This is a genomic window from Halobiforma lacisalsi AJ5 (genome assembly GCF_000226975.2).
GTDB lineage: Archaea > Halobacteriota > Halobacteria > Halobacteriales > Natrialbaceae > Natronobacterium > Natronobacterium lacisalsi.
The window spans coordinates 2,514,573-2,536,897 of record NZ_CP019285.1 but is presented as its reverse complement, the minus strand read 5'-3'; the positions used below and the strand labels follow the sequence as shown (position 1 = coordinate 2,536,897).

The 22,325-nt window shown below is 65.7% G+C and carries 22 protein-coding genes and 2 pseudogenes; 16 read left to right on the top strand and 8 right to left on the bottom strand.

The genetic code is table 11. The annotated features are described in order from the left end of the window. Positions 1-37: 37 nt before the first annotated feature. Complete coding sequence (locus CHINAEXTREME_RS12220) at positions 38-448, bottom strand: universal stress protein (protein ID WP_007141623.1); 411 nt, start codon at positions 446-448, stop codon at positions 38-40. A 271-nt stretch (positions 449-719) separates the two neighbouring features. On the opposite strand from CHINAEXTREME_RS12220, the gene CHINAEXTREME_RS12215 reads away from it, so the two are divergent. Both CHINAEXTREME_RS12215 and CHINAEXTREME_RS12210 read left to right on the top strand, forming a co-directional pair. Beyond that, positions 720-2,078, top strand: coding sequence for an APC family permease (locus CHINAEXTREME_RS12215; protein WP_007141622.1), 1,359 nt, complete (start codon positions 720-722; stop codon positions 2,076-2,078). Positions 2,079-2,453: 375 nt separating this feature from the next. After that, the gene (locus tag CHINAEXTREME_RS12210; RefSeq protein ID WP_007141621.1) at positions 2,454-3,215 is read left to right on the top strand and encodes a proteasome assembly chaperone family protein; all 762 of its coding nucleotides are present in this window, start codon (positions 2,454-2,456) and stop codon (positions 3,213-3,215) included. Positions 3,216-3,294: 79 nt separating this feature from the next. Here the strand turns inward: CHINAEXTREME_RS12210 and CHINAEXTREME_RS12205 are convergent, their stop codons facing one another. Together CHINAEXTREME_RS12205 and CHINAEXTREME_RS12200 are read right to left on the bottom strand one after the other, a co-directional pair. Further along, entirely contained in the window at positions 3,295-4,221 is a 927-nt protein-coding gene (locus tag CHINAEXTREME_RS12205; RefSeq protein WP_007141620.1) for a universal stress protein, read from the bottom strand. 82 nt (positions 4,222-4,303) lie between these two features. Next, positions 4,304-5,212, bottom strand: a complete 909-nt coding sequence (locus tag CHINAEXTREME_RS12200) for a universal stress protein (protein WP_007141619.1) — start codon at positions 5,210-5,212, stop codon at positions 4,304-4,306. Positions 5,213-5,515: 303 nt separating this feature from the next. Between CHINAEXTREME_RS12200 and CHINAEXTREME_RS12195 the strand changes: the two genes are divergently transcribed. Then, positions 5,516-6,748 (top strand): CBS domain-containing protein, encoded by a 1,233-nt coding sequence (locus tag CHINAEXTREME_RS12195; protein ID WP_007141618.1) that lies wholly within the window; start codon positions 5,516-5,518, stop codon positions 6,746-6,748. A gap of 80 nt (positions 6,749-6,828) precedes the next feature. On the opposite strand, the gene CHINAEXTREME_RS12190 is transcribed toward CHINAEXTREME_RS12195, so the two are convergent. Next, positions 6,829-7,746, bottom strand: coding sequence for a glycosyltransferase (locus tag CHINAEXTREME_RS12190; RefSeq protein WP_007141617.1), 918 nt, complete (start codon positions 7,744-7,746; stop codon positions 6,829-6,831). Between the two features lie 358 nt (positions 7,747-8,104). On the opposite strand from CHINAEXTREME_RS12190, the gene CHINAEXTREME_RS12185 reads away from it, so the two are divergent. Then, positions 8,105-8,527, top strand: coding sequence for an SPW repeat protein (locus tag CHINAEXTREME_RS12185; protein WP_007141616.1), 423 nt, complete (start codon positions 8,105-8,107; stop codon positions 8,525-8,527). A 72-nt stretch (positions 8,528-8,599) separates the two neighbouring features. Here CHINAEXTREME_RS12185 and CHINAEXTREME_RS12180 read toward each other — a convergent pair whose 3' ends face one another. Further along, the gene (locus CHINAEXTREME_RS12180) at positions 8,600-9,919 is read right to left on the bottom strand and encodes a hypothetical protein (protein WP_007141615.1); all 1,320 of its coding nucleotides are present in this window, start codon (positions 9,917-9,919) and stop codon (positions 8,600-8,602) included. 93 nt (positions 9,920-10,012) lie between these two features. Here CHINAEXTREME_RS12180 and CHINAEXTREME_RS22245 point away from each other — a divergent pair. Further along, positions 10,013-10,486 (top strand): annotated as a pseudogene (locus CHINAEXTREME_RS22245) (metal-dependent hydrolase); the annotation flags it as partial. 118 nt (positions 10,487-10,604) lie between these two features. Continuing rightward, positions 10,605-11,015 (top strand): universal stress protein, encoded by a 411-nt coding sequence (locus tag CHINAEXTREME_RS12170; RefSeq protein ID WP_010546734.1) that lies wholly within the window; start codon positions 10,605-10,607, stop codon positions 11,013-11,015. Between the two features lie 25 nt (positions 11,016-11,040). Here CHINAEXTREME_RS12170 and CHINAEXTREME_RS12165 read toward each other — a convergent pair whose 3' ends face one another. Then, a complete protein-coding gene (locus tag CHINAEXTREME_RS12165; RefSeq protein ID WP_007141612.1) occupies positions 11,041-11,265 on the bottom strand; it encodes a hypothetical protein in 225 nt (74 codons plus the stop codon). 103 nt (positions 11,266-11,368) lie between these two features. Between CHINAEXTREME_RS12165 and CHINAEXTREME_RS12160 the strand changes: the two genes are divergently transcribed. The 7 genes from CHINAEXTREME_RS12160 (at position 11,369) to CHINAEXTREME_RS12130 (ending at position 17,030) form a co-directional block, all read left to right on the top strand. Next, positions 11,369-11,833 carry an Hsp20/alpha crystallin family protein gene (locus tag CHINAEXTREME_RS12160; RefSeq protein WP_007141611.1) on the top strand — a complete coding sequence of 155 codons (465 nt, stop codon included), beginning with the start codon at positions 11,369-11,371 and terminating at the stop codon, positions 11,831-11,833. 69 nt (positions 11,834-11,902) lie between these two features. Next, positions 11,903-12,544, top strand: coding sequence for a dienelactone hydrolase family protein (locus CHINAEXTREME_RS12155; RefSeq protein ID WP_007141610.1), 642 nt, complete (start codon positions 11,903-11,905; stop codon positions 12,542-12,544). A gap of 96 nt (positions 12,545-12,640) precedes the next feature. Then, positions 12,641-13,093, top strand: a complete 453-nt coding sequence (locus CHINAEXTREME_RS12150) for a universal stress protein (protein ID WP_029601628.1) — start codon at positions 12,641-12,643, stop codon at positions 13,091-13,093. Positions 13,094-13,125: 32 nt separating this feature from the next. Further along, positions 13,126-14,046, top strand: a complete 921-nt coding sequence (locus tag CHINAEXTREME_RS12145; protein WP_010546733.1) for a universal stress protein — start codon at positions 13,126-13,128, stop codon at positions 14,044-14,046. Between the two features lie 90 nt (positions 14,047-14,136). Next, complete coding sequence (locus tag CHINAEXTREME_RS12140; protein WP_007141607.1) at positions 14,137-14,541, top strand: universal stress protein; 405 nt, start codon at positions 14,137-14,139, stop codon at positions 14,539-14,541. A gap of 160 nt (positions 14,542-14,701) precedes the next feature. After that, positions 14,702-15,121 (top strand): universal stress protein, encoded by a 420-nt coding sequence (locus CHINAEXTREME_RS12135; protein WP_007141606.1) that lies wholly within the window; start codon positions 14,702-14,704, stop codon positions 15,119-15,121. 550 nt (positions 15,122-15,671) lie between these two features. Beyond that, positions 15,672-17,030, top strand: a complete 1,359-nt coding sequence (locus tag CHINAEXTREME_RS12130; protein ID WP_007141605.1) for a TIGR00341 family protein — start codon at positions 15,672-15,674, stop codon at positions 17,028-17,030. A gap of 22 nt (positions 17,031-17,052) precedes the next feature. Here CHINAEXTREME_RS12130 and CHINAEXTREME_RS12125 read toward each other — a convergent pair whose 3' ends face one another. Both CHINAEXTREME_RS12125 and CHINAEXTREME_RS12120 read right to left on the bottom strand, forming a co-directional pair. Continuing rightward, positions 17,053-17,472 carry a universal stress protein gene (locus CHINAEXTREME_RS12125; protein WP_007141604.1) on the bottom strand — a complete coding sequence of 140 codons (420 nt, stop codon included), beginning with the start codon at positions 17,470-17,472 and terminating at the stop codon, positions 17,053-17,055. Between the two features lie 406 nt (positions 17,473-17,878). Further along, positions 17,879-18,344 (bottom strand): annotated as a pseudogene (locus tag CHINAEXTREME_RS12120) (phosphopantetheine adenylyltransferase). 234 nt (positions 18,345-18,578) lie between these two features. Between CHINAEXTREME_RS12120 and pyrB the strand changes: the two are divergent. The 3 genes from pyrB (at position 18,579) to CHINAEXTREME_RS12105 (ending at position 22,005) form a co-directional block, all read left to right on the top strand. Further along, entirely contained in the window at positions 18,579-19,514 is a 936-nt protein-coding gene (gene pyrB, locus CHINAEXTREME_RS12115) for an aspartate carbamoyltransferase (protein ID WP_007141603.1), read from the top strand. Beyond that, complete coding sequence (gene pyrI / locus CHINAEXTREME_RS12110; protein WP_007141602.1) at positions 19,507-19,977, top strand: aspartate carbamoyltransferase regulatory subunit; 471 nt, start codon at positions 19,507-19,509, stop codon at positions 19,975-19,977. The genes pyrB and pyrI overlap by 8 nt, the downstream gene beginning before the upstream one ends. Before the next feature lie 132 nt (positions 19,978-20,109). Further along, a complete protein-coding gene (locus CHINAEXTREME_RS12105; protein WP_007141601.1) occupies positions 20,110-22,005 on the top strand; it encodes an arginine--tRNA ligase in 1,896 nt (631 codons plus the stop codon). Positions 22,006-22,325 lie beyond the last annotated feature (320 nt).

Here is a 22,325-nt window from a genome sequence, read left to right as displayed (position 1 = left end):
ACCTCGCGACACTCGACGCTGGAACTCCCTCACGGGGTCATCTGACGATCGTTACCGGGACCGGTGCTCGACGGGCGACCGTCTCGGCGACGCTCCCGAGGAGCACTCGAGAAGCCCCGTCACGACCGTGGCTGCCCATGACGATCTGGTCGACATCGTGGTCGTCGGCGTACCTGATTATCTCGCGGGCCGGCCGGCCAACGACCACCGCCGTTTCGATCGATCCACCGTGCTCGTACTCGGCGACCAGTTCCGCGAGCATCTCGCGTCGTCTCGCTCGCAATTCGTCGTAATCCAGCCCCGCCGTCTCGAGATGGACCTCCGGTGGCCCCCTCGAAAAGACGGTGAGAAGCGAGATCGATGCGTCGGGAAACGACTCGAGGGAGTGCTCGAGTGCCCGCTCCGACTGTTCAGAGCCGTCGACCGGGACGAGGACCTGTTTCGACATCCGTGACCAGTATACAGATCCCAGGTCACGTAATACCCACCTTCCTTCGGCACCTCGAGACGCCGATGGAGTGGCCCCGGAGGGGGCTCGAACTCGCGACGGCGGTATTACTGTCCGTCGAGCGACCATCCCGGCAACGCCCCGACGAGGATCGATGTGTAACCGGTCCGTCGGTGACGGTGCGGCCGGAGACAGGAGAACCGATGTCAAGACTCCGGGATCGCACACGGGCTATTTACACAGGGGGAATGAACCGGTACGACACCCGATCATGAGTCGCAACGGCGAGGAACTCTCGCGGGAACTCGGATTACTCTCCGCGTTCGCTATCGGCGTCGGCGTAATGGTTTGTGCCGGGATTTTCGTCCTGCCGGCGTCCGTGGCCGCGACCGCGGGTCCAGCGGCTGCGGTCTCCTTCGTTCTCGCGGGGTTCATCGCCGCGTTTACCGCACTGTCGATCAGCGAACTCGGGACGGCGATGCCGAAGGCTGGTGGTGCATACTACTATATCAACGACGCACTCGGCCCGCTGTTCGGGAGTATTGCCGGCTGGGGGAACTGGATCGGACTCGCTGCCGCCGTTGCGTTCTATCTGATCGGTCTGGGGAGTTATACGGCGATCTTACTCCCCGTTCCGGCAGTCGAACTCGGCTTCTACGTCCTCTCGCCATCGCAGGTGATTGCGTTGCTGGCGGGGCTGTTCTTCATCAGTATCAACTATCTCGGTGCCGAAGAAACGGGAACGGTGCAGATCGCCATCGTCATCGTCCTCGTTACAGTCCTGGGTGGCTTTACCCTCCTCGGCTCCGTTCGGGTCGATCCCGCGAACCTTCGGCCGTTCGCGCCGCCGGAAACCGGCGGGTGGAGTGGCGTGTTCCCCGCCACTGCGCTCGTTTTCGTGTCGTACCTCGGCTTTGCCGAAATCAATACGGCCGCCGAAGAAATCGAAAACCCGGGTCGGAACCTCCCGGTTGCCGTCATCGGGAGCCTCGTGTTCGCGACGCTCCTGTACGTGTTGCTCATGATCGTCCTGATGGGGGTCATCCCGTACGAGGACGTGATCGAATTCGGGGACGTCGCCGTCGTCAGGGCGGCCGAACGCCTGTTCGGCCCGCTCGGATTGGTGGCGCTTACGGTCGCCGGCCTCCTCGCGACGGCCTCGAGCGCGAACGCATCGATCCTCGCATCGTCCCGGATCAACTTCGCGATGGCTCGGGATCGAATCATTGTTCCAGAACTCAACGAAGTTCATCCCCGCTTCGAGACGCCGTATCGGTCGATCATGCTTACCGGAATCTTCGTCATCGCGTTCGTTCTCATCGGTGACATCGAGGTGCTCGCAAAGGCAGGGAGCGTGCTTCATCTCATCGTGTACGGACTCTTGAACCTCGCACTCATCGTTTACCGGGAAACGGACGTCGAAGGATACGATCCCGACTTCGAAGCGCCGCTGTACCCGCTCGTCCCCGTTCTGGGCACACTCTTTTCGTTCGGCCTGATTGCGTTCATGGCTTCGATCGAAATCGTGCTGAGTGTCCTGTTCGTCGTATTCGGGGTTCTCTGGTACGTCGTCTATGCACGGACGACCACACGACAGAAGGGGATCCTTGCACGATATCTAGAGACCTGACGGATCGAACCGCTGGCGGGAACGTGTCGTCCGCGAGCACCGGGGAAGAGACGCGGCGCTGCTTTCGAAACCGCGTCCTCGGTTGCAGCGCTCTGTACGATTCGAGTGATCGTGTCTTGGCGTGCCGGACGGATCTGTGCATCGCTCGTTTGGATACGGTCGCCGTCGTCCGTCCGAGTAACTGCGGAAGATCCTGTGTCCTGTGTCCTGTGTCCTGTGTTCCCATCGTAATGCAGCCGATCCCGGCGGCTGCGAACCGCTCACTGACGGATGGTCGCCGATCCCATCCTCGCCAGTGCGATCGTGAAACATGGTATCCCAGTTACCCCGAACTGGGCATACAATGATGTGGTGGCTCGAAGTACCGGAACACGTATGCCTGACCAGACTGCGTCCGCATCGTTCGAGCAGGTTGTACAGGTATCGGCGGAGTCACCCACGCTCATCGAGGGGCTCCCCGGACACGGCCTCGTCGCGTCGATCGCCGTCGACCAGATCACGGACCAACTCGCCCTCGAGCATTACGGGAACGTCGCCTCCGACGCGTTCCCCCCGATCGTCACCTTCGAGGACGGCCTCGTTCAGGATCTGGTCCGGGTCTACGCCGGCGAGAACCCCGCCGTGATGACCCTCGAGAGCGATCTCGCGCTCCCGCAACAGTCGTTCGAACCCCTCGCCGAGTGCGTCCTCGAGGAGCTGGCCGACGACTTCGAGCGGGCGATCTTCCTCGCTGGCGCGCCCGCCCAGTCCGAGGAGCGACTCGGCGAAGTCACTGGAGTCGCGACGAACGACGAGATCCGGACCGACCTCGTCGACGCCGGAATCACCGTCCCCGAGGAGCCGGGGCTGGTCGGCGGCATCACGGGGACGCTGGTTCGGGAGTGTTTCCAGGCCGACGTCCCCGCAGCGTTGCTGATCGTTCGTTCCCACCCGTTCCTGCCCGATCCGGGGGCGGCGAAGTCGGTGATCGAGAACGCTCTCGAGCCCCTCGTGGAGTTCGACATCGACACGACGGCGCTCGACGAGCAGGCCGACGAGATCCAGCAGCGGATGCAACAGGTCGCCAAGCAGTACCAGCAGATGGCCGAAGAACAGCAAGGAAAACAGCAGCAGGTTCAGACGGGAATGTTCCAGTAACGACGGCGCCGCGTTCAGTCCGCTCTCTCTGCCCGCTAGTTACCCCCGAAATCGGGCCGCGGACGGGGATCATCAGTCGTCAGGCGTCGTCGCGTGCGGCCAGCGGCACGCACCACACCGGCACGTCGACGGAACGGACGACCGACTCCGTGATGCTCCCGAGCAGGTGACGCTCGAGGCCCGAGCGCCCGTGCGTGCCGATGGCGATCAGGTCGATTTCGTCGTCGGCGTAGTCACGGATCACGCGCGCTGGCGGCCCGTTCGCGACCGTCCCCTGAACGCTGACGCCGGCCTCCCGCGCCCGGTCCCGGACCGCGTCGAGGGCTTCCCGTCCGGTCTCCTCGAGTCCGGCCAGGATCTCGTCGGGGGCCACGTTGCCGGGAACGTGACTCGTGTCTGCCGAGTACAGCGCGTGGACGGTGGCGTCGAACGTCGACGCCGTTTGGATCCCCCAGTCGACCGCGGCCATCGCCCCCTCGCTGCCGTCGGTCGGCACCAACACGTCGTCGACGGTGTCGGCCGTCAGCGGGGTCTCGGTTTCTGTCTCCGTCGGCGGGACGGCCAGCACGGGCACGTCGACGGTTCGCAGGACGTTCTCGGTGACGCTGCCCAGTAGGACGCGGCGCACGCCTGACTGCCCTTTCGTCCCCATCGCGACGGTGTCGATCTCGGCCTCCGCGACGTAGTCGGCGATGACGCGGTACGGCACGCCCTCTTCGGTCGCGGTCGTGACCGAGAGCCCCGCGTCGCGCTCGCGCGCTCGCTGCGCGACGGCTTCGACGGCGGTTTCGGCCTCTGAGGCGGCGGCCTCGCGGATCCCTGCTTCGTCCGTCCCGTCCTCGAGCGTCCCGATCCCGTCGAACTCGGAGCCGTCGACGACCGAGAGGACGTGTACGTGTACCTCCGCGTCGGCCGCGACCGCGACGTCGAGTCCGCGTTTCGCACCCACGAGTGCGTTCTCGCTGCCGTCCGTCGGGAGTAGTATCGAATCGATCGCGTCTCGCATCGCTAGCCCCTTCCCCGCGACGGCGAATAACAGTGGGGGGTGGTAATAGTGAAGGGCCGTGTTCGAACGACCCGGACGGCGGTTACGACGTGTCCGACTCGTCCTCGAGCGTTCGGGCCGTCAGCACGGGGACGCTCGCGTTCGGCACCACCCGCTGGGAGACGCTGCCGACGACGAGGCGCTCGACGTTCGACTTGCTCTCGGTCCCCATCACGAGCAGGTCGACGTCGGTCCGGTCGACGTACTCGAGGATTACCTCCGTCGGCGGGCCGCGTTCGATCGCTTCGACGGTCTCGAGGCCGCGGTCGCCGGCCCGATCGGCTACGGCCGCCGTCGTCCGCTTCCCGTGTTCCTCGAACGCGTCCCGGAGCTTCGAGGGTCCGCTCCGGCGTTCGTCTCCGAGCGTATCGTCGTCGGCGTCGACCGCGTACAGCGCGTGCAGCCGGGCATCGCAGGCCTCGGCGAGCGAGAGCGCTCGGTCGGTCGCCGCGGCCGATCCGATCGAGCCGTCAGTGGCGAGACAGACCCCTTCGACGGCGTCGCCCTCGTCCACGGACGCGTTCTCGAGGTCGGGACCGCCGGAGCGCCGGGACGCCGCGCCGACCGTCATCACCGGCCGTTCGGCGTCCCGGATCACCTCGAGGGCGACGCTACCGAGCAGTGCCTGGCGCAGCCCGGTCCGGCCGTGTGTCCCCACGACGAGCAGGTCCGCGTCGATCGAGTCGGCGTATTCGCGGATCTCGTCGGCTGGCCGGCCGGTACGGACGGTGGCATCGGCTTTCCGACCCGCTTCCCTCGCGCGCGTCACGACCTCCTCCGCGGCGGCCTCGCGTCGATCACGTCGACGGCCGCTCCTGAACCCCTCTTCGACGACGGACAGGGCGCGAACGGACGCCTCGAGCGTTCGGGCCAGGGCGATCCCCGCGTCCGCGGCGTCCGCGGCCACGTCGCTCCCGTCGGTCGCGATGAGAACGTCGTCGTACTCGTACATGTAGACGGCTACGACGACCCGGATCTTTGCTCTGTTGCCCTGACCCACGATCGGCCGAACCCGCCGGAGACGGAGCGTCGATACCGGACGTCCGTGAACCGATTCCGGTTGCGGCAACTCCGAGCCGGCGGGAACGACCGCCCGGGTATTTGGGACTCGGTATCGAACGCTCACGTGGAGGCGTCACTCGTCACTCGGAAGGGCACACCGTAGACCGAACTACCGGGTGCTGACACCGAACGCCGACCATCGCGCATCGATCGTCGAACACAGCGCGGCACCGCGGACACGATACTCACAGCCATGAATATTGCCGATATCGTCTCGGAGGAGTACGTCGAATTCACCCCGGACACTACCGTCTCGAAGCTCGTCGGCACCTTCGCCGATACCGACGTCAAAGGTGTCGTGGTGCGAGGAGAGGACGAGTTCGAAGGAGTGGTCACGCGCCGACAGCTCGCCACGTCGCACCGGCAACCGAACGAAAAGCTCGGGTCGCTGGTCTGGCACGTCCCCAGGCTCGCCCCCGACGAGGACATCCGGAAGGTGGCACAGCTGATGATCGACACCGACTCACGCTTGCTCCCGGTCTTCGACGACCGGGAGTTGATCGGCGTCGTCACCGTCGACGACGTCCTCGAGAAGGTTCGCCCCTACCTGGACGCGGCGACCGTCGCCGACGCCTGCTCGACGGATCTCGTCGCGCTCGATCCGGAGTCGAGCCTCGGGGAGGCGCTGAACGTCTTTCGTGAGAACCGCATCACGCACCTGCCGGTCGTCGAAGACGGGTCGGCCGTCGGGATCTGTAGCCTCTACGACGTGACGGATCTGACGGTCCGCGCCGAGGTCCAGAGCCAGGGCGGCGACGCCGGCGGTGTCGACCCCTTCGGCGGGGAGATTTCCTCGAGCATGGGCCGGACGCGCCGCGGCGGGTACGGCGCGCGGGAAGGCGAACTCGAGCGGATGCTCGATCTCCCGGTCCAGGACGTGATGGCGTCGCCGGTCCGGACGGTTGGGCCGTCCGAGACCCTCGATACGGCTGTCGACGAGATGTTCGAGATCGGCGCCTCGTCGCTCGTGGTGACCGATCCCGACGACCCCGACGGGTCGCCGTCCGGGATCGTGACCAAGACCGACGTGCTCGACTCGCTCACCTGGGAGGCCGGCGGCAACCGGGCCGTACAGGTGTACGGCACGGACCTGATCGACGACCTGACCTACGACGAGATCGTCGAGACCGTCGAGACGTTCGACGACCGGGACGGTGAGATGAACGTCCTGGACGCGAAGGTCCACCTGCACGAACACGACGAGAAACGCCGGGGTCGGCCACTCCTGCTCGCACGCGTCCGTCTCCACACCGACCGGGGGCTGTACGTCGCCTCGGGCGAAGGGTTCGGAGCCAAACACGCGCTCAACGAAGCCCAGGACGTCCTCGAGCGGCAGATCCGCGACGAGAAGACCTACGGTCGCACGAAGAAGCCGCCGGGCGAGGAGTACTGGGAGAAGCGGTTCGGCTGGCTACTCGAGGAGTAAGGGTCTCGAGGACGGGGCGGGTGGGTGAGTTCGCCGTTCGCCGGCTTCCGTCCGCCGGATCCGAACCGGCGGCGGAACGCCTACTCGGTTTCGTTTTCGACAACGGTCACGTCGAACGTGTCCGACCAGCGGTAGCGCCGACCGCCCCAGACGAACGTCGGGCGAACGATCCCGGCGATACCGAAAAGCGGTGCAAGGATCAAGGACGGCACTGCGAACGGCCACGTCTTCCGCTCGACGTCGAGCGCGCGGTACCGGTCGCGCGCGAGGTACGTGACGCTCACGGCGACCAGCAGCGGCGCGACGAGGCCGGCCGCCACGACGGCGAGGAAGATCCCGAGGATCGCGAGCGTTCGCCGCGGCGCGAACCGGTAGAAGATCGTGACGAATCGCGTGACCCGCTCGTAGGTAACTCGAGGGCCGCCCGGGACTCTCACCGGACTGATGAGTTCCCGCGAGGCGACGACGTCATCGGTGTACTCCGCCAGCAGGGCGTCGTCCGAGACCGTTCGACGGAGGTCCGCGATGTAGCCCTCGAGGTCGATATCACGCCGGTCGAAGGTGAGGCCGCCGCCCCAGGCCACCCAGTTCATCCGATCAACAACGAACGAGGCGACGACGATAGAGAGCGGTTCGAGCAGTTTGAACGGGTAGTCCTCGCTGTAGAAGACCGGGATCGCCGTCACGGTCCCGTGCTCTTCGCCGAGGCGCTTGATGGTGGCCAGCCACTCCTCGTCGCGCTCGACGTCGTCGTCGGTCAGCACGATCCGGTCCTGGGAGGCGTGCTCGAGCGCGAGCGCGACGGCGTTTGCCTTCCCCGAGCACCCCTCCGGCTCGCCGGCGACGAGCAGTCGAGACTCCTCGGGGAGGTCGACGCTCGCCACCGGGTCGTCCTCGCTATCACAGACGACCAGCAGTTCGTCCGCGGGCTCGAGTTGCTCGGCTAGCTGTTCGCACGACGCCGTCCACTCGACCGTCGGCAGGATGACGCTCGCCATCGGGCCACCGTACGTCGGGTGGTCGGCTAACGGTTTGGGGACGGGTCACCGGCTGAGAAGCCGCCCCGCTCCGCGGCGGTGTAGGGACCGCGACTCACTGGGTCGCTCGAGCACCGGCCAGCCGCCGTCGGGAACCCGTAATCGGGGACTACTTCCGGTTCGGTCGGACCACAACGGGGACCGCCGCTACCGTCGGAACGGATGGCTTTCCGGTGGTTTTGGGCGGACCGCCGGAGTTCGTAACCGCGTTCTGAACACCGCTCGGGTTCGGCTCGCGGCGGTCGGCGGACGGTAATCGACAGTAGTGTTTCTGAAACAACAATAGCTGCTTATGACTGGTCCCATCGACCGATCGTATATGAGCGAAGGGACAGACATGGATATCGACCGGCCCGAAGCGATGGAGACCCGCGACTCCGAAGGAATGAAGTGGATCAGCGGGATCGCTTCGATCGTCGGCCTCTGGATACTGGTCTCGCCGTTCGTCTTCGAGTCGACCGAGGCAGTGATCTGGAACAACGTCATCGTGGGGGCGGCGGTTTTCCTGTTCGCGGGCTACAACTACTACCGACTCGTCAGTGCGCTCCCGACCAGCGTCGGCGTCATGTCCCTCGCCGCGCTCCTGGGGCTGTGGACCGCGGCCGCGCCCTTCGCGTTCGAGATCGGGAGCCAGACGCTGCTGTGGAGCAACGTCGTCGCCGGCGTACTGGCGCTGATCTTCGCGGGCTACCTCGCGTACGCGGGTCGATCGGTCCGGACCGGCACGCCCGCGAGGACGTGACCGTGGCTGGCTGACGTCGTGACGACGCCGGAGCCGGACGACGACGTGACGGCCTGACGACCGGGGCACTCGTCAGTCGGTCCCGTATCGGTGCTCGAGCAGTTCGGAGATGGAGTCGGCGACGTCCGTGAGGTACACCGTCCCCCACAGCGTGACGATCACGGCGCCGACGGCGTTGAAGACGAGGTCGACGATGGTGTCGTCGATCCCGTACTGGGCGAGGACGGCGTCGAGTCCCAGACGGATCGCGCTCCGGTCGGCCGCGAACTCGAGAATTTCCCAGCTCACTCCGGCCGCGAGTACGAACAGCAGGATGAACGTCGCCATCAGTTTTGGCGGGATGTAGACGTCGGTGGTGTGGACGTGCACGGCCCGGAAGACGGCGTAGCCGGCCGCGGCGACGACCGACGCCGACAGCGCGTGGGTGAGGTGATCCCACGGCCCGACCGCGTCGTACAGGCCCGCCGAGCCGAGCGCGTGCAGGAAGACAGCGGCCGTGATCCAGAGCACGAGTCCCGGGTCCATCGGGAGGTCGTACTCCCGCTCGAGGATCGCCGGAACGAACGTGATCGCGAGCGCGACCGCGGCGTTGGCGATCGTCGTGAGGTCGCGAGCGTAGAGCCCCCAGAGCAGGACGCCCACGAGCACGGCCTGCATGGCTCTGCTCGCCCGTCGCTGACCGCGGCTCGAAAGCCCGAGCCGGTCCCTGAGCGTCGACGTCTCGGTGTCGTCGGCCGGTTTGCCCTCTTCCTCCTCCTCGACCTCGGTCCGGGGTCGGGGCGGCACGTACGTGCGGTCGGTCGGCCCGCCGTTGTGCGAGCGGAAGTAGCGGTCGAAGAGGACGCCGCTGCCGATCCCGGCGATCCCCGCGTAGACGAACTCGAGCATGACTGCCGCGTTGATCGCCGTCGCGGAGCGGCCGTCGAGGAGGAAGGCCGTCCCCAGAACCGTATCGGCCAGCCACCGGAACACGTTCCAGAGCCCGGCGACGGCGAGCGTCGTCACGACCACGAAGACGACGGCGAACGTCCGGTTCATTCGAACGGCCGTAAACTGGTGGAGTTCGGCGGCGATCAAAAGCGCCAGCGCGGCGACCGCGAGATAGATCGGCAGATCGGTCGCGAACGCCCGGCCGAGCAGGGCCTGCCAGAGGATCGGCACGGCGACGATCGCGACGAGTTCCCACGGCGGCATGACTCGCAGATCGCGAAACGCGATCCCGGGTAACAGGACGATGGCAACGACCGCCGTCGCGATGACCGTCCAGTCGAACGCACCCTCGAGAGCGGTCAGGGCCGCCGTCAGTAACAACACGCCCGTGAGGAGCCAGCCGGCGACGGCGTTCGGCCCCGTCTCCGAGAGCAACGCGCCCAGGTCGTCCGTCCGATCCATACCGGGCATTCGAACGAAGCACCCAAAGCGGTATCCCTCTCCACTTCCCCCGACGGAACGCTCTTGTCATTCCGTCGGTTACGAGAGGACACGATGATGGCTACGACGCACGCGCTGTTGGGCATGCTCCTGGCCGTGCCCGTCCTCGCGGTCGCTCCCGAACACGCACCCGCCGCGTTCCTCGCGGGATTCGTCGGCGGTCTCGCGCCGGATCTCGACCTCTATGCCGGCCACCGGAAGACGCTTCACTACCCCGTCTACGCCTCGATCGCCGCGGTCCCGGCGGTCGCGCTGGCGATCCTGGCGCCCTCGACGTGGTCCGTCGGCGCAGCCGTCGGGCTCGCGGCCGCGGCGTTGCACGCCGCCACCGACGCGCTCGGTGGCGGCCTCGAGTTGCGCCCGTGGGAAGGGGCCTCCGACCGGGCCGTCTACAGCCACTTCCACGGGCGGTGGCTCCGCCCCCGGCGACTGGTCCGGTACGACGGCGCGCCCGAGGACCTCGCGCTCGCCGGCGTCGCGGCGGTCCCGGTAGCGATCGCCGGCGGCGACGCCGTCGCGACGGTCGTCGGCGCGTCCGCCCGTACGTCCCGGCGCGTTACCTCGACCCGGAGGGGTGAGCGGCGAGACGCGGGCGTCGGTCCGCCCGCGTTCTACTTTTTTGTGGGTTGCCATGGAACTCCCGAATATGCACGTCCTCGTCCCGATCGACGACTCCGACCCGGCGGAACAGGCGCTCGAGTACGCACTCGCGGAGTACCCCGACGCGGACATCACGGCACTGCACGTGATCGATCCCTACGAGACGAGCGTCGACGCGTGGTTCGCCGACCAGGACTACCTGGCAGACCTGGAGGCGGAAGCCGAGACGTTGCTCGAGACCGCCCGGGAGAGAGCCGACGACCACGGAGCCTCGATCGACACCGACTCGGTCGTCGGCAAGCCGGCCCGGGAGATCACGGACTACGTCGAGGAGGCGGACGTCGACGAGGTCGTCATCGGCAGCCACGGTCGCCGCGGGACCAGCCGTGTGTTGCTGGGCAGCGTCGCCGAGACGGTGGTCAGGCGCGCACCGGTCCCGGTAATCGTCGTCAGATAGCGGCACCGTCCTCGGGGTTCTCGGCCTACGGCACCCTGATGGGGAGCTTCTCGACGAGCTTGACCTGGATGGTCCGCTTCAGCGTCGGGACGAGCCCGCTCCGGAGCAGGTCGACGTCGGCCTCGATCCGGGCGTGCTCGTCGGTCTCGTACTCGAGGTCCCGCGCGAGACGATCGGCGTCCGTTCGGCCGCCTGCCCCGAGAGCAACGCGACTGCTGTCGGCGCAGCCGTCGATTTCGGTCCCGGTCACGTCTCGGATCGACTACGGACAGCCCCGTATACCCCCGAGACCGATGAAACGTTTAACTCGCCGCCCGGTGGAGCGTTCACCGGGGAGCGTGCCCCGGATACACATGGCAACCGACGACAACCCGTTCAAAAGCCTCGAGCGCCAGTTCGAGCGCATGCAACGGCAGTTCGAACAGGCCCTCGAGACGTGGAACGTCGATCAGTTGGGAACGCCGGCGACGGCGACCGAGCGGATGGGGATCGATCTCGCCGACCGCGGCGACGAGTTCGTCCTGACGGCCGACGTTCCCGGATTCGAGAAACAGGACATCGAGCTGCGGCTCTCGGACGATACGGTTCACATCACCGCGAAGCGCGAGCGGGAGACGACCCAGGAGTCCGACGAAGCGGACGAGGACATGTACATCCGAAGCGAACGCGAGCGTCGATCGCTGAGTCGCTCCGTCAGCCTCCCCCAGCCGGTCGAGGAGGACGCAGTCGAGGCGACGTACAGGAACGGCGTCGTGACACTGATGCTCCCGAAGCGGGAGACGACGGAGCCGACGGGCCGGACGATCGACATCGACTGAACAGCCGCCCTGGGCGGATCGGCCCCTCGAGCCCGAGGGGTAGGGGTCGGCACACAGAGACCACGAGAAATGTCCGCGAGGAACTACACCACGATTCCGGTCGACGACGTCGAACTCGAGGGTGATCTCGCCGTCCCGGCGGACGCGGACGGCGTCGTCATCTTCGCACACGGGAGCGGAAGCAGTCGGAAGAGCCCGCGAAACAACTACGTCGCCGACGCGCTCCGGGACCGGGGACTGGGGACCCTGCTGTTCGACCTGCTGACCGAAGCCGAAGACCGGGACCGCGAGAACCGGTTCGACATCCCCCTGCTGACCGACAGGCTGGTCGCGGCCACCGAGTGGCTCCGCGACAGCGGGGAGACGGGTCCGGACGTCCGGTACGGCTACTTCGGCTCGAGCACGGGGGCCGCGGCGGCGTTGCGCGCGGCGGCCCGTCCGGACTCGGGTGACGTCGATGCCGTCGTCTCTCGCGGCGGCAGGGTCGACCTCGCCTCGGAGCGACTGGGTGAGGTCACCGCGCCGGTCCTGCTGATCGTCGGCGGCGAGGACGAACAGGTGCTGCGGCTCAACCGGGAGGCGACCGACGCGCTGGCCGGCCAACGCGAGGTACACGTCGTCGAGGGCGCGGGCCACCTCTTCGAGGGAGAGGGCGAACTCGAGGAAGTCGCCGACGTGGCAGCCGACTGGTTCGAGCAGCAGCTCCTGTGAGGATATCGACGACCGGCGGGAAAATACCGCTACCCTGCTCCCACGGGTCTGGTGAGGCCCCCCGACACTATGGTCGTTCCGCTCGAATACTCGCGTATGGTCAGTACGGTGCTCGTCCCGGTAGACGGTTCGCCGCTATCGTTCCAGGCGCTTCGCCACGCGCTTCGAGAATACCCCGAGGCCGAGGTGATCGTCTACCACGTGGTCGACCTCTTCGATCCCGGCTACGGGCGCGACTCCGTCGTCGATTCGCCGTCGGCCTACGAGCCACTGATCGGCACCGACGAGTGGTACGGCTCGGTCGAGGAAGCGACCGATCGCCTGTTCTCGGAGGCCGACGCCGTCGCCGACGAGTACGATCGGGAGGTGACGACCGAGTCCGACATCGGCGACCCGGGGCGTCTCGTCGTCGAGTACGCCACCGAGGAGGACGTCGACCACGTCGTCATCGGTGCTCACGGCCGGCCCGACGAGCGGCGGCCGCTGTACGGAAGCGTCTCCGAGACGGTGGTCCGCCGGGTTCCGGTCTCGATAACCATCGTTCGGTGAGGCGGGGACTCTTCCGACGGGGTGGCTTGATGATGGTTCGTCTCGAACTCTCGAACAGGACCATGATATCCGTCGATACCGTGCTCGTCCCGACCGACGGCAGCGCCGGCGCAGAGGCGACGATCGCCCGTGCGATCGACCTGGCCGAGACGTACGGAGCGGCCGTCCACGCCCTGTACGTCGTCGACGAAGGGATCGGTGCCACCGACGCCGACCTCGATGCCGACCAACTCGAGGCTGCGTCGGCCCACTCCGAGCCCCGCGGCCGCGACGCGACGATTCAGGTCACGAACCGCGCCGAAGAGCGGGGGCTCGAGACCGCCCGTGAGGTTCGGGAGGGTGTTCCCCACCGGTCGATCCTCTCGTACGCCGACGAACATGACGTCGACCTGATCGCAATGGGGACCCACGGTCGAACGCGAGCCGGCGAGGAACGCGCTCGCATGGGGAGTACCACCGAGCGCGTGATCACGCTCGGCGACGTACCCGTGCTTTCCGTACCGTTGACGGCCGATACCCCGGACGATCCCGAACTCGAGCGGGTCGTCGTCCCGACCGACGGCAGCGACGCCGCCGAGCGCGCCGCCGACGGCGCCCTCGAGATCGCCGAGCGGTACGACGCCGAGATCCGGCCCGTCTACGTTGTCGACGCAACGATCTACGACCTCGAGGACGCGCCCCGGAGCATCATCGGACTGCTCTCGGAGGGGGGCGAGAACGCGACCGAGACCGTCGCGGCCGCGGCCGCGGAACGCGACCTCGAGGCGGTGACGGCCGTCCGTCGCGGCGTCCCGGCGGACGAACTGCTCGAGTACGCGACGGACGTCGGCGCCGATCTCGTCGTCATGGGGACACGAGGACGCGCGGCCGGCGCCGCCGACGACCGCCTGCTGGGGAGTACGACGGCACGGGTCGTCTCGCGGGCTGAGGTGCCGGTACTGGTCGTCGAGTAGTCCGCCCCGATTCGATCGGGACTGGGTCCGGGTGGAATCGCGGTGTGCGGTGTAAACTATATGCCGCCACCTGTGGTGGTTACCGACCGCATGTACGAGACGATCCTCGTCGCGACCGACGGAAGCGAACCAGGGAGCCGTGCGGCCGAACACGCGATCGACCTCGCATCGACGTTCGACGCCGACCTCCACGCGACGTACGTGGTCGACACCCGACGGTACGGCGGTTCGGTGGTAGACGACTCGGGCGAGGTCCTCTCCGACCTCGAGGACCGGGGAAACGAGATCCTCTCCGATATCGCCGCTCGAGCGTCCGTCGACGTGGAACGGGAACTCCGCCAGGGTCGCCCTCACGAGGAGATCGGTGCCCTCGCGGAGGAGATCGACGCCGATTTGATCGTGCTCGGGAACCGCGGGCTGGGATCCGGTGGCGAGATCGGGAGCGTCGCGGAGCGTGTCGTCAGGTACGTCGACCGGCCGGTGCTGACCGCTTGATGTGGAGTGCTGTACCGATTTACCGGCACGACCGCTGCCGGGTCGCGGTTGTGCCGGAACTGACGGACAGCAAACCGTATGAGAGCGTCGCGTGTCCGGACATATCAGCCATCGAGGTGTGAGCTATTTGTCGCCTTTCGACGTGGAACCCGTTACGCCGATGTACGACACGATACTCGTTCCGACGGACGGGAGCGACCCGGCGAATCGCGCGGTCGAACACGCACTGACGCTCGCCGACCGGTACGACGCCGACGTACATGCGTTGTACTGCGTCGAGACCCACCGGTACGGCGAACCCGCATTGAGCAGCGCCGAGATCGTCCTCACCCGACTCGAGGAGCAGGGCCAGGCGATGCTCGAGGAACTCGCGGACCGGGCGGACAACGTGGGGATCGAGTGCGAGTCCACCGTCTGTCACGGGCGGCCCTGGGAAGAGGTCCGGAAGAAAGCCGAGGAACTCGACGCCGACCTGGTCGTGATCGGGTTCCAGGGCCAGAGTCACGAGCGGACGGGGAAGATCGGCAGCGTGGCGGAACGCGTCGTCAGGACGGCGGATCGTCCGGTGTTGACCGCCTGAGGTGCCGTCGGCGCGACGAGTCGGACCGGCGTTCTCGCCTCCGTCGCCCGCGGCGTTTCGACGTCGTAACCATCCGCCGTTGGAGTCGCCGATCCACGGGGACGGAGTCGCGCGTCGGGTGCTCGAGTCCGAACCTGACGACCCGTCGGTCGACCGACCGGGTTCGGCAGGGGAGGGTTCCGGAAACGGGAACGTTCGAACCGCGTCCGAAATGGTCGGCTGATTGATTGTATCGTGCAGTTTCGGCGGGATCGAACGGCGGACCGGTTAGCAGGCTGTACAGGTGCAGCTGGTAGCTGTACATTTACAGCAGTATGGGTGTAATCATCGGTTAGCCGAAAGGAACGGGATCCGTTACGTCGGCAGGGAACGCGGTTCCCGCGAGTCGTCAGTCGTCGGAGATGGAGGCGACGACGTCGCATCGATGGCCCGCCCCGGTATCGTTCCAGGCGTCGACTGCAGGGTCGAATCGAATGGCACAGCCTGATCCTTGCAGTACAGGCCTGGACCGGCACCAGAACTATCCCGCCGTCCGTGGTCGACCCGTTCGATGCGGTACCTCGAGATCACCGTTCCCGCCGATCGTCGACGTGCCATCCTCGACGTACTCGACGAGGAAGGAATCGAGTACGTCGTCACCGAGGAGGTGACGGCGTCCGCTGTCGACGATGCGGCGGTCGTTCGGCTTCCACTCCCGACCCGTGCCGTCGAACCAGTACTCGACCGACTGGCCGACGCCGGCCTCGAAGCGGGTCGCGTCGTCGTCATCGACGCTCAGACGGTCGTTTCGAGCGAGTTCGATGACCTGCTAGAGCGGTACAGCCGTGGCGGAACGAGAGGCCCCCGGACCTCGAGACAGGTGTTGCGGACGAAGGCGGACGAGTTCACGCCGTCGCTCTCGGTGTACCTCGTCATGCTACTGATCAGTGCCGTCGTCGCGACCGCGGGACTGCTGGCGGACTCGCCCGCGGTCGTCGTCGGGTCGATGGTCATCGCGCCGTTGCTCGGTCCCGCACTGGCTGCCAGCGTCGGCATCGTCACCGGTGACGACGACCTGCGATCCACGGGGTTCCGGTACCAGACGCTCGGTGTCGCCATCGTGATCCTGGCATCGATCGGGCTCGCGACGCTCGCCCGACTCGGCGGGCTCGAACCGGGTGGTGTCGACATCGTCGTCGTCGCCGAACTCGAGGAGCGGGTCTCGCCGAACCTGCTCTCTATCGCGGTCGCACTCGGGGCCGGCGTGGCGGGTATCCTGAGTCTGACGCGGGGCTTCTCCGAAGCGATCGTCGGCGTGATGATCGCGGCCGCGCTGATCCCGCCGGCGGCAGCCGTCGGCATCACGGCTGCCTGGGGGATGTACGGCGCGGCCGTGGGAGCGCTCGTGCTCGTCGTCGTCAACGTCCTGTCGATCAACCTCGCCGCGCTGGTCACGCTGTGGGTCGCCGGCTACCGGCCGCAGGGGCTGTTCGACGTGTCGCCGACACGCAAGCGTACGGCCACCTACGGGGTCGTCTTCGGGGTCGCGTTGCTCGTCCTCGCCGCGCCGCTGGCCGGAATCACGCTGCTCGAGTTCCAGGCAACCCAGTTGAAATCGTCCGCCGACGAGGCGGTCGCCGACGCGCTCGAGGAACCTGAACACGCCGACCTCGAGGAGGAATCCGTCGAAGTCGTTCTGGACGACGACTATCCGGTCCGCTCGATCGATCGCGTCGTGGTGGCGGTTCGCGGTCCCGATCCCGGCCCCGATCCGGAACTCAGCGATCGGATCTACGAGCGCATCGTCGAGTCCGAGGGCCCAGTCGTCGTCGAAGTCAGGTACCTCGTCGGCGAACAGCGCGGTCAGCGAGATACCAGTGGAGACTGGATCGGGAAACTGATCGTACACACGGCGGGCGACGGTCGGTGATCGTGGCTCCGCCGCTCGGCCCCTACCTGACGACGGTCACCGGAACCGGCGCGCGCCGAACGACCCGTTCCGCGACGCTCCCCAGCAGGACCCGACTGACCCCGGTGCGGCCGTGGCTGCCGATGACGATACGGTCGACGTCCGTGTCCGTCGCGAACTGGACGATAGACCGGGCCGGGGAGCCGGCGAGTACCTCGGTCGTCAGCGAACACCCATGCTCGTCCGCCAGCGACCGCGCGGGCCCGAAGGTCGCCTCGAGACGGTCGTCGTCGGTCGCGACGGGTAACTCCACGCCGTAGGGCGCGTCGTCGCCGCGATGGGCGGCGACCGACGGTTCGACGACGTGCAAGGCGGTGAACTCGGCGTCGGGGACGTTGCTGAAGGCGTACTCGAGTGCCTCGCGAGCGGGATCGGAGTCGTCGATCGGAACGAGGACGTGCATACGGTACTGTTCGAGGGGACGACGCATATACGATGTGACGAGCCACCTACGTTCTGTTCAGTGGACGGATCGGCTATCCTATTCTCATTCCAATATGTGGGTGAAGCGATGGAACCCGGTCGATACCCTCACTGGACCAATCGACCAGATGCCGATAACTCGAATAATTCATGATTTAGTTTGTCCGGGGAAACACGATTCTGATCGATACGGAACCGACAGCCTCTCGAGCGGGGTGGAACGGATATTCTACTGGTCCACCGAGCTCTTATACGGCCCTGCTTACTCACAGACCGAACGGCTTCCCTCCGATCGACTAGTATGATACGCTGTCGAGAGTCCTGGCAGTCAGCGTCACGTGCGAACGATCGGGCGGAGACCTGCGTCCACGCGTCGCGAACCCAACTCACTCGAGCAGTCGACCGTGTTCATCGATCTCGCCTTCGACTACGCGCGTCGACGAGATGCGCTCGCCGTTCTCGGCGAGCACGTACGGAGCGACGATACCCGTCAGCGGTTCGTCTCCCTCCTCGCGCCGCAGACGGTTGATCGTTTCGAGTTCCGGCGCGGTTTCCGGGGAGACGACCAGCGTGTCGATCGAGGGTTCGTCGCCGACGATTCCATACTCGCTCTCGAGTTCGTGGATCTCGACGGTGCGACCCCGGTCGTCGAGTTCGGCGATCGTTTCGGCAACGGACTCCCGACGGTGCTCGGAGGAGGGGATCTCGCGGGGCTTTCCGGGTTTCGGTCGCAAAAGCGTCGCTGGTGAGCCCAACGACGACGCCGTCGTTCCCGAACCGAAGCGCGTGGTCGAACAGGTTCCGGTGCCCGTCGTGGATCGGTCCGAACGTGCCGGCGACGGCGACCTTCATACCCTCGCTAGTGGTTCTGGCCGTATCACCCCTGTTTCTACCGGGCCACGGGACGACCGGCGACCTCGGCCAATAGCCCGAACACTGTTTCTTCTCCGGAACGTTCGATCCGGACGGGATATTTAGTATTTAAACCTGTATCGATACAGGTCTGTGCATCCATAGCAAACCTCCCCCGAGCAGGTTCACGATGGAAGGGAAGATTCAAGTTATGCGGAGCGGACACCCAGAGTGATGCACCTCGACCACCTCGTCACCAGCAAGCAACTGTCGCGGGCGGACATCGAAACCGTCCTCGACCGGGCAGCCGAGATCGATGCCGACCCAGGGGCATTCACCGACCGTTACTCCGACGCCGTCCTCGGGCTCCTCTTTTTCGAACCGAGCACCCGCACGAAAATGAGCTTCGACACCGCCATGAAACGCCTCGGCGGCGACGTCGTCGACATGGGCTCGGTCGACTCCTCGAGCGTCAAGAAGGGAGAGACGCTGGCGGATACGGTTCGAGTCATCGAGGGCTACGCGGACGCGCTGGTGCTGCGCCACCCCCAGCAGGGCGCAGCCCAGATGGCCAGCGAGTTCGTCGACGTGCCGCTGTTGAACGCCGGCGACGGCGCCGGTCACCATCCCACACAAACCCTGCTCGACCTCTACACTATCCGCGAGAACGCCGGCCTCGAGGATCTGACGATCGGGATCATGGGGGACCTGAAGTACGGGCGGACGGTCCACTCGCTGGCCCACGCGCTGACGAACTTCGACGTCCACCAGCACTTCATCAGCCCCGAGAGCCTCCAACTTCCGCGGGAGGTCGTCTACGACCTCCATCAGGAACAGGACGGCACCCAGATCCGCGAACACGACGAACTCGAGGGAATCCTGCCGGACCTGGACGTCCTCTACGTGACTCGCATCCAGCGTGAACGGTTCCCCGACGAAAACGAGTACCAGCAAGTCGCCGGCGAGTACCAGATCGGCCCCGACCACCTCGAGGACGCCAGCGACGACCTGACGATCATGCACCCACTTCCCCGCGTCGACGAGATCGCACCCGAAATCGACGATACCGACCACGCGGCCTACTTCGAACAGGCCCACAACGGCGTCCCCGTCCGAATGGCGCTGTTAGATCTGCTGCTCACGAACGCCGGAGGTGAGACCGATGAGTAACGAGGACGACCAACACCTTCAGGTCAGCAAGATTCAGGACGGCACCGTCATCGACCACATCCGTGCCGGACAGGCGCTCAAAGTGCTTGGTATTCTGGGAATCGACGGAACGAACGACGAACAGGTCACGGTCGGGATGAACGTCTCGTCGGACCGCCACGGTCGCAAGGACATCGTCAAAATCGAGGGTCGTGAACTGAGCCAGGACGAGGTCGACGTCCTCTCGGTGATCGCGCCGAACGCGACGATCAACATCGTCCGGAACTACGAAGTCGCCGAAAAGCGCCGCGTCGACCGGCCCGAGGTCGTCGAAGGCGTCCTCTCCTGTCCGAACCCGAACTGTATCACCGCCAACGACGAACCCGTAAGTTCCCGGTTCGAAGTGCTGGACGACGGGATGCGGTGTCGGTACTGTGAACAAATCGTCAGCGAGGACATTCCCTCGCTGATCGATCCCGAGTAAGGCCGCCGTCACCCCGGTCCCGTCGTTTCTCTGCCGTCGAACCGCGGGACGGAACCCCGTCGAAGTATCAATAATAATACCGGAACGATCGTAGTGGAACTTATATTTCTGGGGAATAAACGACCACCTATAATGCTTTATCAGCTTCGACAGGATCTGATTACGGGGCTCCGCGATGCGACGGCGGACGCGGGGTACGACTACGAAATCGACATCTCGGACATCGAAGTCGAAGACGTCACCGACGAGGAAAAAGGGGAGTTCTCCTCGCCACTCTCGTTCTCGATCGCGGCAGACGCGGGCGAACCCCCCGTGGCCGTCGCGGAATCGATCGCAGACGCCCATCGCGCGAACGGGCTTCCGGACGGGATCGAGACGGTCACCGTCGAGGGCGGCCACATCAACTACCACGCGGACAGGTCGGCGCTCGCGAACGAGACGCTGTCGGCGATCCTCGAGGACGGGACCGAGTACGGCACCCGCACGGTCACCGAATCGGATACGATCCTCGCCGACGTTTCCTCCCCCAACATCGCCAAGCCACTCCACGTGGGCCACCTGCGGAATACGATCCTCAGCGACGCCGTCATGAACGTTCTCGAGGCGCGGGGCCACGACGTCACCCGCGACAACCATCTCGGCGACTGGGGGGTGCAGTTCGGGAACCTGATGCACGAGTACACGGAGTTCGGCAACGAGTCGGACTTCGAGTCGGACCCGATCGAGCACCTACTCGAGTTGTACCAGCAGTTCGAACAGCGCGACTCGATGCTCGAGGACCTCGAGGAGAACGAACCCGTCACCGACCGCTTCAAAGAGTCCGTCGAGGAGGAGCGCGAGTACCACACCGAAAGCGGCAAGGAGTGGTTCGCCCGCCTCGAACAGGACGACGAACAGGCAGTCGACCTCTGGGAGACGTTCCGGGAAGTGAGTATCGACCGCTTCGAGGAGACCTACGCCGACCTCGGCGTCGACTTCGACATCTGGATGGGCGAGAGCTTCTACGCCCGCGAGGGCTGGAACGACGTCGTCATCGAGAAGGCACTCGAGAACGACGTCGCTATGCGCGGCGAAGGCGAAGCGGTGTACATCCCGATCTACCCGGACGACTACGAGAACGTGGGCGACCCGAACGCGGCGGACGTCGACCCCTCGCTCGACCGCGCTCGCGAGATGCTCGAGGAAAGCGACGACCTCGAGGACGCCGACTTCGAGCCGTTCTATATCGTCAAGTCCGACGGCTCGACGCTGTATGGCACCCGGGACCTGGCGACCATCGAGTACCGTCTCCAGGAGTACGACGCGGACCAGTCCGTCTACGTCGTCGCGAACGAACAGGACCGGTACTTCCAGCAGCTGTTCGTCGCCGCCCGGAAGATGGGGTACGACGACATCAAGCTCAAGCACATCGACTACGGCCTGATCAGCCTGCCCGAGGGCAGCATGTCGACCCGGAAGGGACAGATCATCACCGCTCGCGAAGTGCTCGACCGTGCCCGGGACCGCGCCCGAGACATCGTCGAGGAGAAGGGCCGCAGCGCCGAGGGGGAGATCCAGACGGTCGCGAACAAAATCGCGCTGGCGACTGTCAAGTACGAGATGGTCGCCTCCAAGCGGGCACGAGACATCACCTTCGACATCGACGAGTCGGTGTCGCTCGAGGGCGACACGGGACCCTACGTCCAGTACGCGGCGACTCGAGGGTACAGCATCCTCGACGGTGCGGACGCCGTCCCGGCTGCCGACCAGATCGATCCGTCGAACTTCAACGAGACGGACGTGGAACTGCTGTACGAACTCGCTCGCTACCCGATCGTTCTGGAGCGCTGTGAGGAGCGATACGACGCGGCGCCGCTTGCCCACTACCTCCTCGAACTTGCCCACGTGTTCAACTCCTTCTACCACAAGAACCAGGTTCTGGAGGCCGAGACGGCCCGGGACGAGCGTCTCGTGCTGACCGAGGCGACGACGCAGGTCTTCGAGAACGGGCTCGACCTGCTCGGCATCGACGTGCTCGAGCAGATGTAAGTCGCTCGGCTCCTCCTTCGACCGTTTTCGTTACGGTGCCGGTTTGTCGCCGGTCCGTCGTCAGTAGACGGGGTTGACATTCGTTACTCGTGCACTTCCAGTTCCAGCTCCCACTAATTATAGAATAGGGACCAAAATCGGAAATAGACAAAATGTAGTAAGTAGTATTCGAGAGATAAATACCGTTATTCGGGCATTGGAACCTATTTGGTGGGTGTATTGAATCGGATGAAGACGAAGTAATAAGATATCATATTATAAAATTTTTCATATACTAACTGTCGTACAGGAGCGCGCCCACATATGGCGGGTCTTGTTTC

Coding starts and splice junctions, on each gene's coding strand:
- CHINAEXTREME_RS12220 (WP_007141623.1), bottom strand. CDS start 448: ATGTCGAAACAGGTCCTCGTCCCGGTCGACGGCTCTGAACAGTCGGAG.
- CHINAEXTREME_RS12215 (WP_007141622.1), top strand. CDS start 720: ATGAGTCGCAACGGCGAGGAACTCTCGCGGGAACTCGGATTACTCTCC.
- CHINAEXTREME_RS12210 (WP_007141621.1), top strand. CDS start 2,454: ATGCCTGACCAGACTGCGTCCGCATCGTTCGAGCAGGTTGTACAGGTA.
- CHINAEXTREME_RS12205 (WP_007141620.1), bottom strand. CDS start 4,221: ATGCGAGACGCGATCGATTCGATACTACTCCCGACGGACGGCAGCGAG.
- CHINAEXTREME_RS12200 (WP_007141619.1), bottom strand. CDS start 5,212: ATGTACGAGTACGACGACGTTCTCATCGCGACCGACGGGAGCGACGTG.
- CHINAEXTREME_RS12195 (WP_007141618.1), top strand. CDS start 5,516: ATGAATATTGCCGATATCGTCTCGGAGGAGTACGTCGAATTCACCCCG.
- CHINAEXTREME_RS12190 (WP_007141617.1), bottom strand. CDS start 7,746: ATGGCGAGCGTCATCCTGCCGACGGTCGAGTGGACGGCGTCGTGCGAA.
- CHINAEXTREME_RS12185 (WP_007141616.1), top strand. CDS start 8,105: ATGAGCGAAGGGACAGACATGGATATCGACCGGCCCGAAGCGATGGAG.
- CHINAEXTREME_RS12180 (WP_007141615.1), bottom strand. CDS start 9,919: ATGGATCGGACGGACGACCTGGGCGCGTTGCTCTCGGAGACGGGGCCG.
- CHINAEXTREME_RS12170 (WP_010546734.1), top strand. CDS start 10,605: ATGCACGTCCTCGTCCCGATCGACGACTCCGACCCGGCGGAACAGGCG.
- CHINAEXTREME_RS12160 (WP_007141611.1), top strand. CDS start 11,369: ATGGCAACCGACGACAACCCGTTCAAAAGCCTCGAGCGCCAGTTCGAG.
- CHINAEXTREME_RS12155 (WP_007141610.1), top strand. CDS start 11,903: ATGTCCGCGAGGAACTACACCACGATTCCGGTCGACGACGTCGAACTC.
- CHINAEXTREME_RS12150 (WP_029601628.1), top strand. CDS start 12,641: ATGGTCAGTACGGTGCTCGTCCCGGTAGACGGTTCGCCGCTATCGTTC.
- CHINAEXTREME_RS12145 (WP_010546733.1), top strand. CDS start 13,126: ATGGTTCGTCTCGAACTCTCGAACAGGACCATGATATCCGTCGATACC.
- CHINAEXTREME_RS12140 (WP_007141607.1), top strand. CDS start 14,137: ATGTACGAGACGATCCTCGTCGCGACCGACGGAAGCGAACCAGGGAGC.
- CHINAEXTREME_RS12135 (WP_007141606.1), top strand. CDS start 14,702: ATGTACGACACGATACTCGTTCCGACGGACGGGAGCGACCCGGCGAAT.
- CHINAEXTREME_RS12130 (WP_007141605.1), top strand. CDS start 15,672: ATGCGGTACCTCGAGATCACCGTTCCCGCCGATCGTCGACGTGCCATC.
- CHINAEXTREME_RS12125 (WP_007141604.1), bottom strand. CDS start 17,472: ATGCACGTCCTCGTTCCGATCGACGACTCCGATCCCGCTCGCGAGGCA.
- pyrB (WP_007141603.1), top strand. CDS start 18,579: ATGCACCTCGACCACCTCGTCACCAGCAAGCAACTGTCGCGGGCGGAC.
- pyrI (WP_007141602.1), top strand. CDS start 19,507: ATGAGTAACGAGGACGACCAACACCTTCAGGTCAGCAAGATTCAGGAC.
- CHINAEXTREME_RS12105 (WP_007141601.1), top strand. CDS start 20,110: ATGCTTTATCAGCTTCGACAGGATCTGATTACGGGGCTCCGCGATGCG.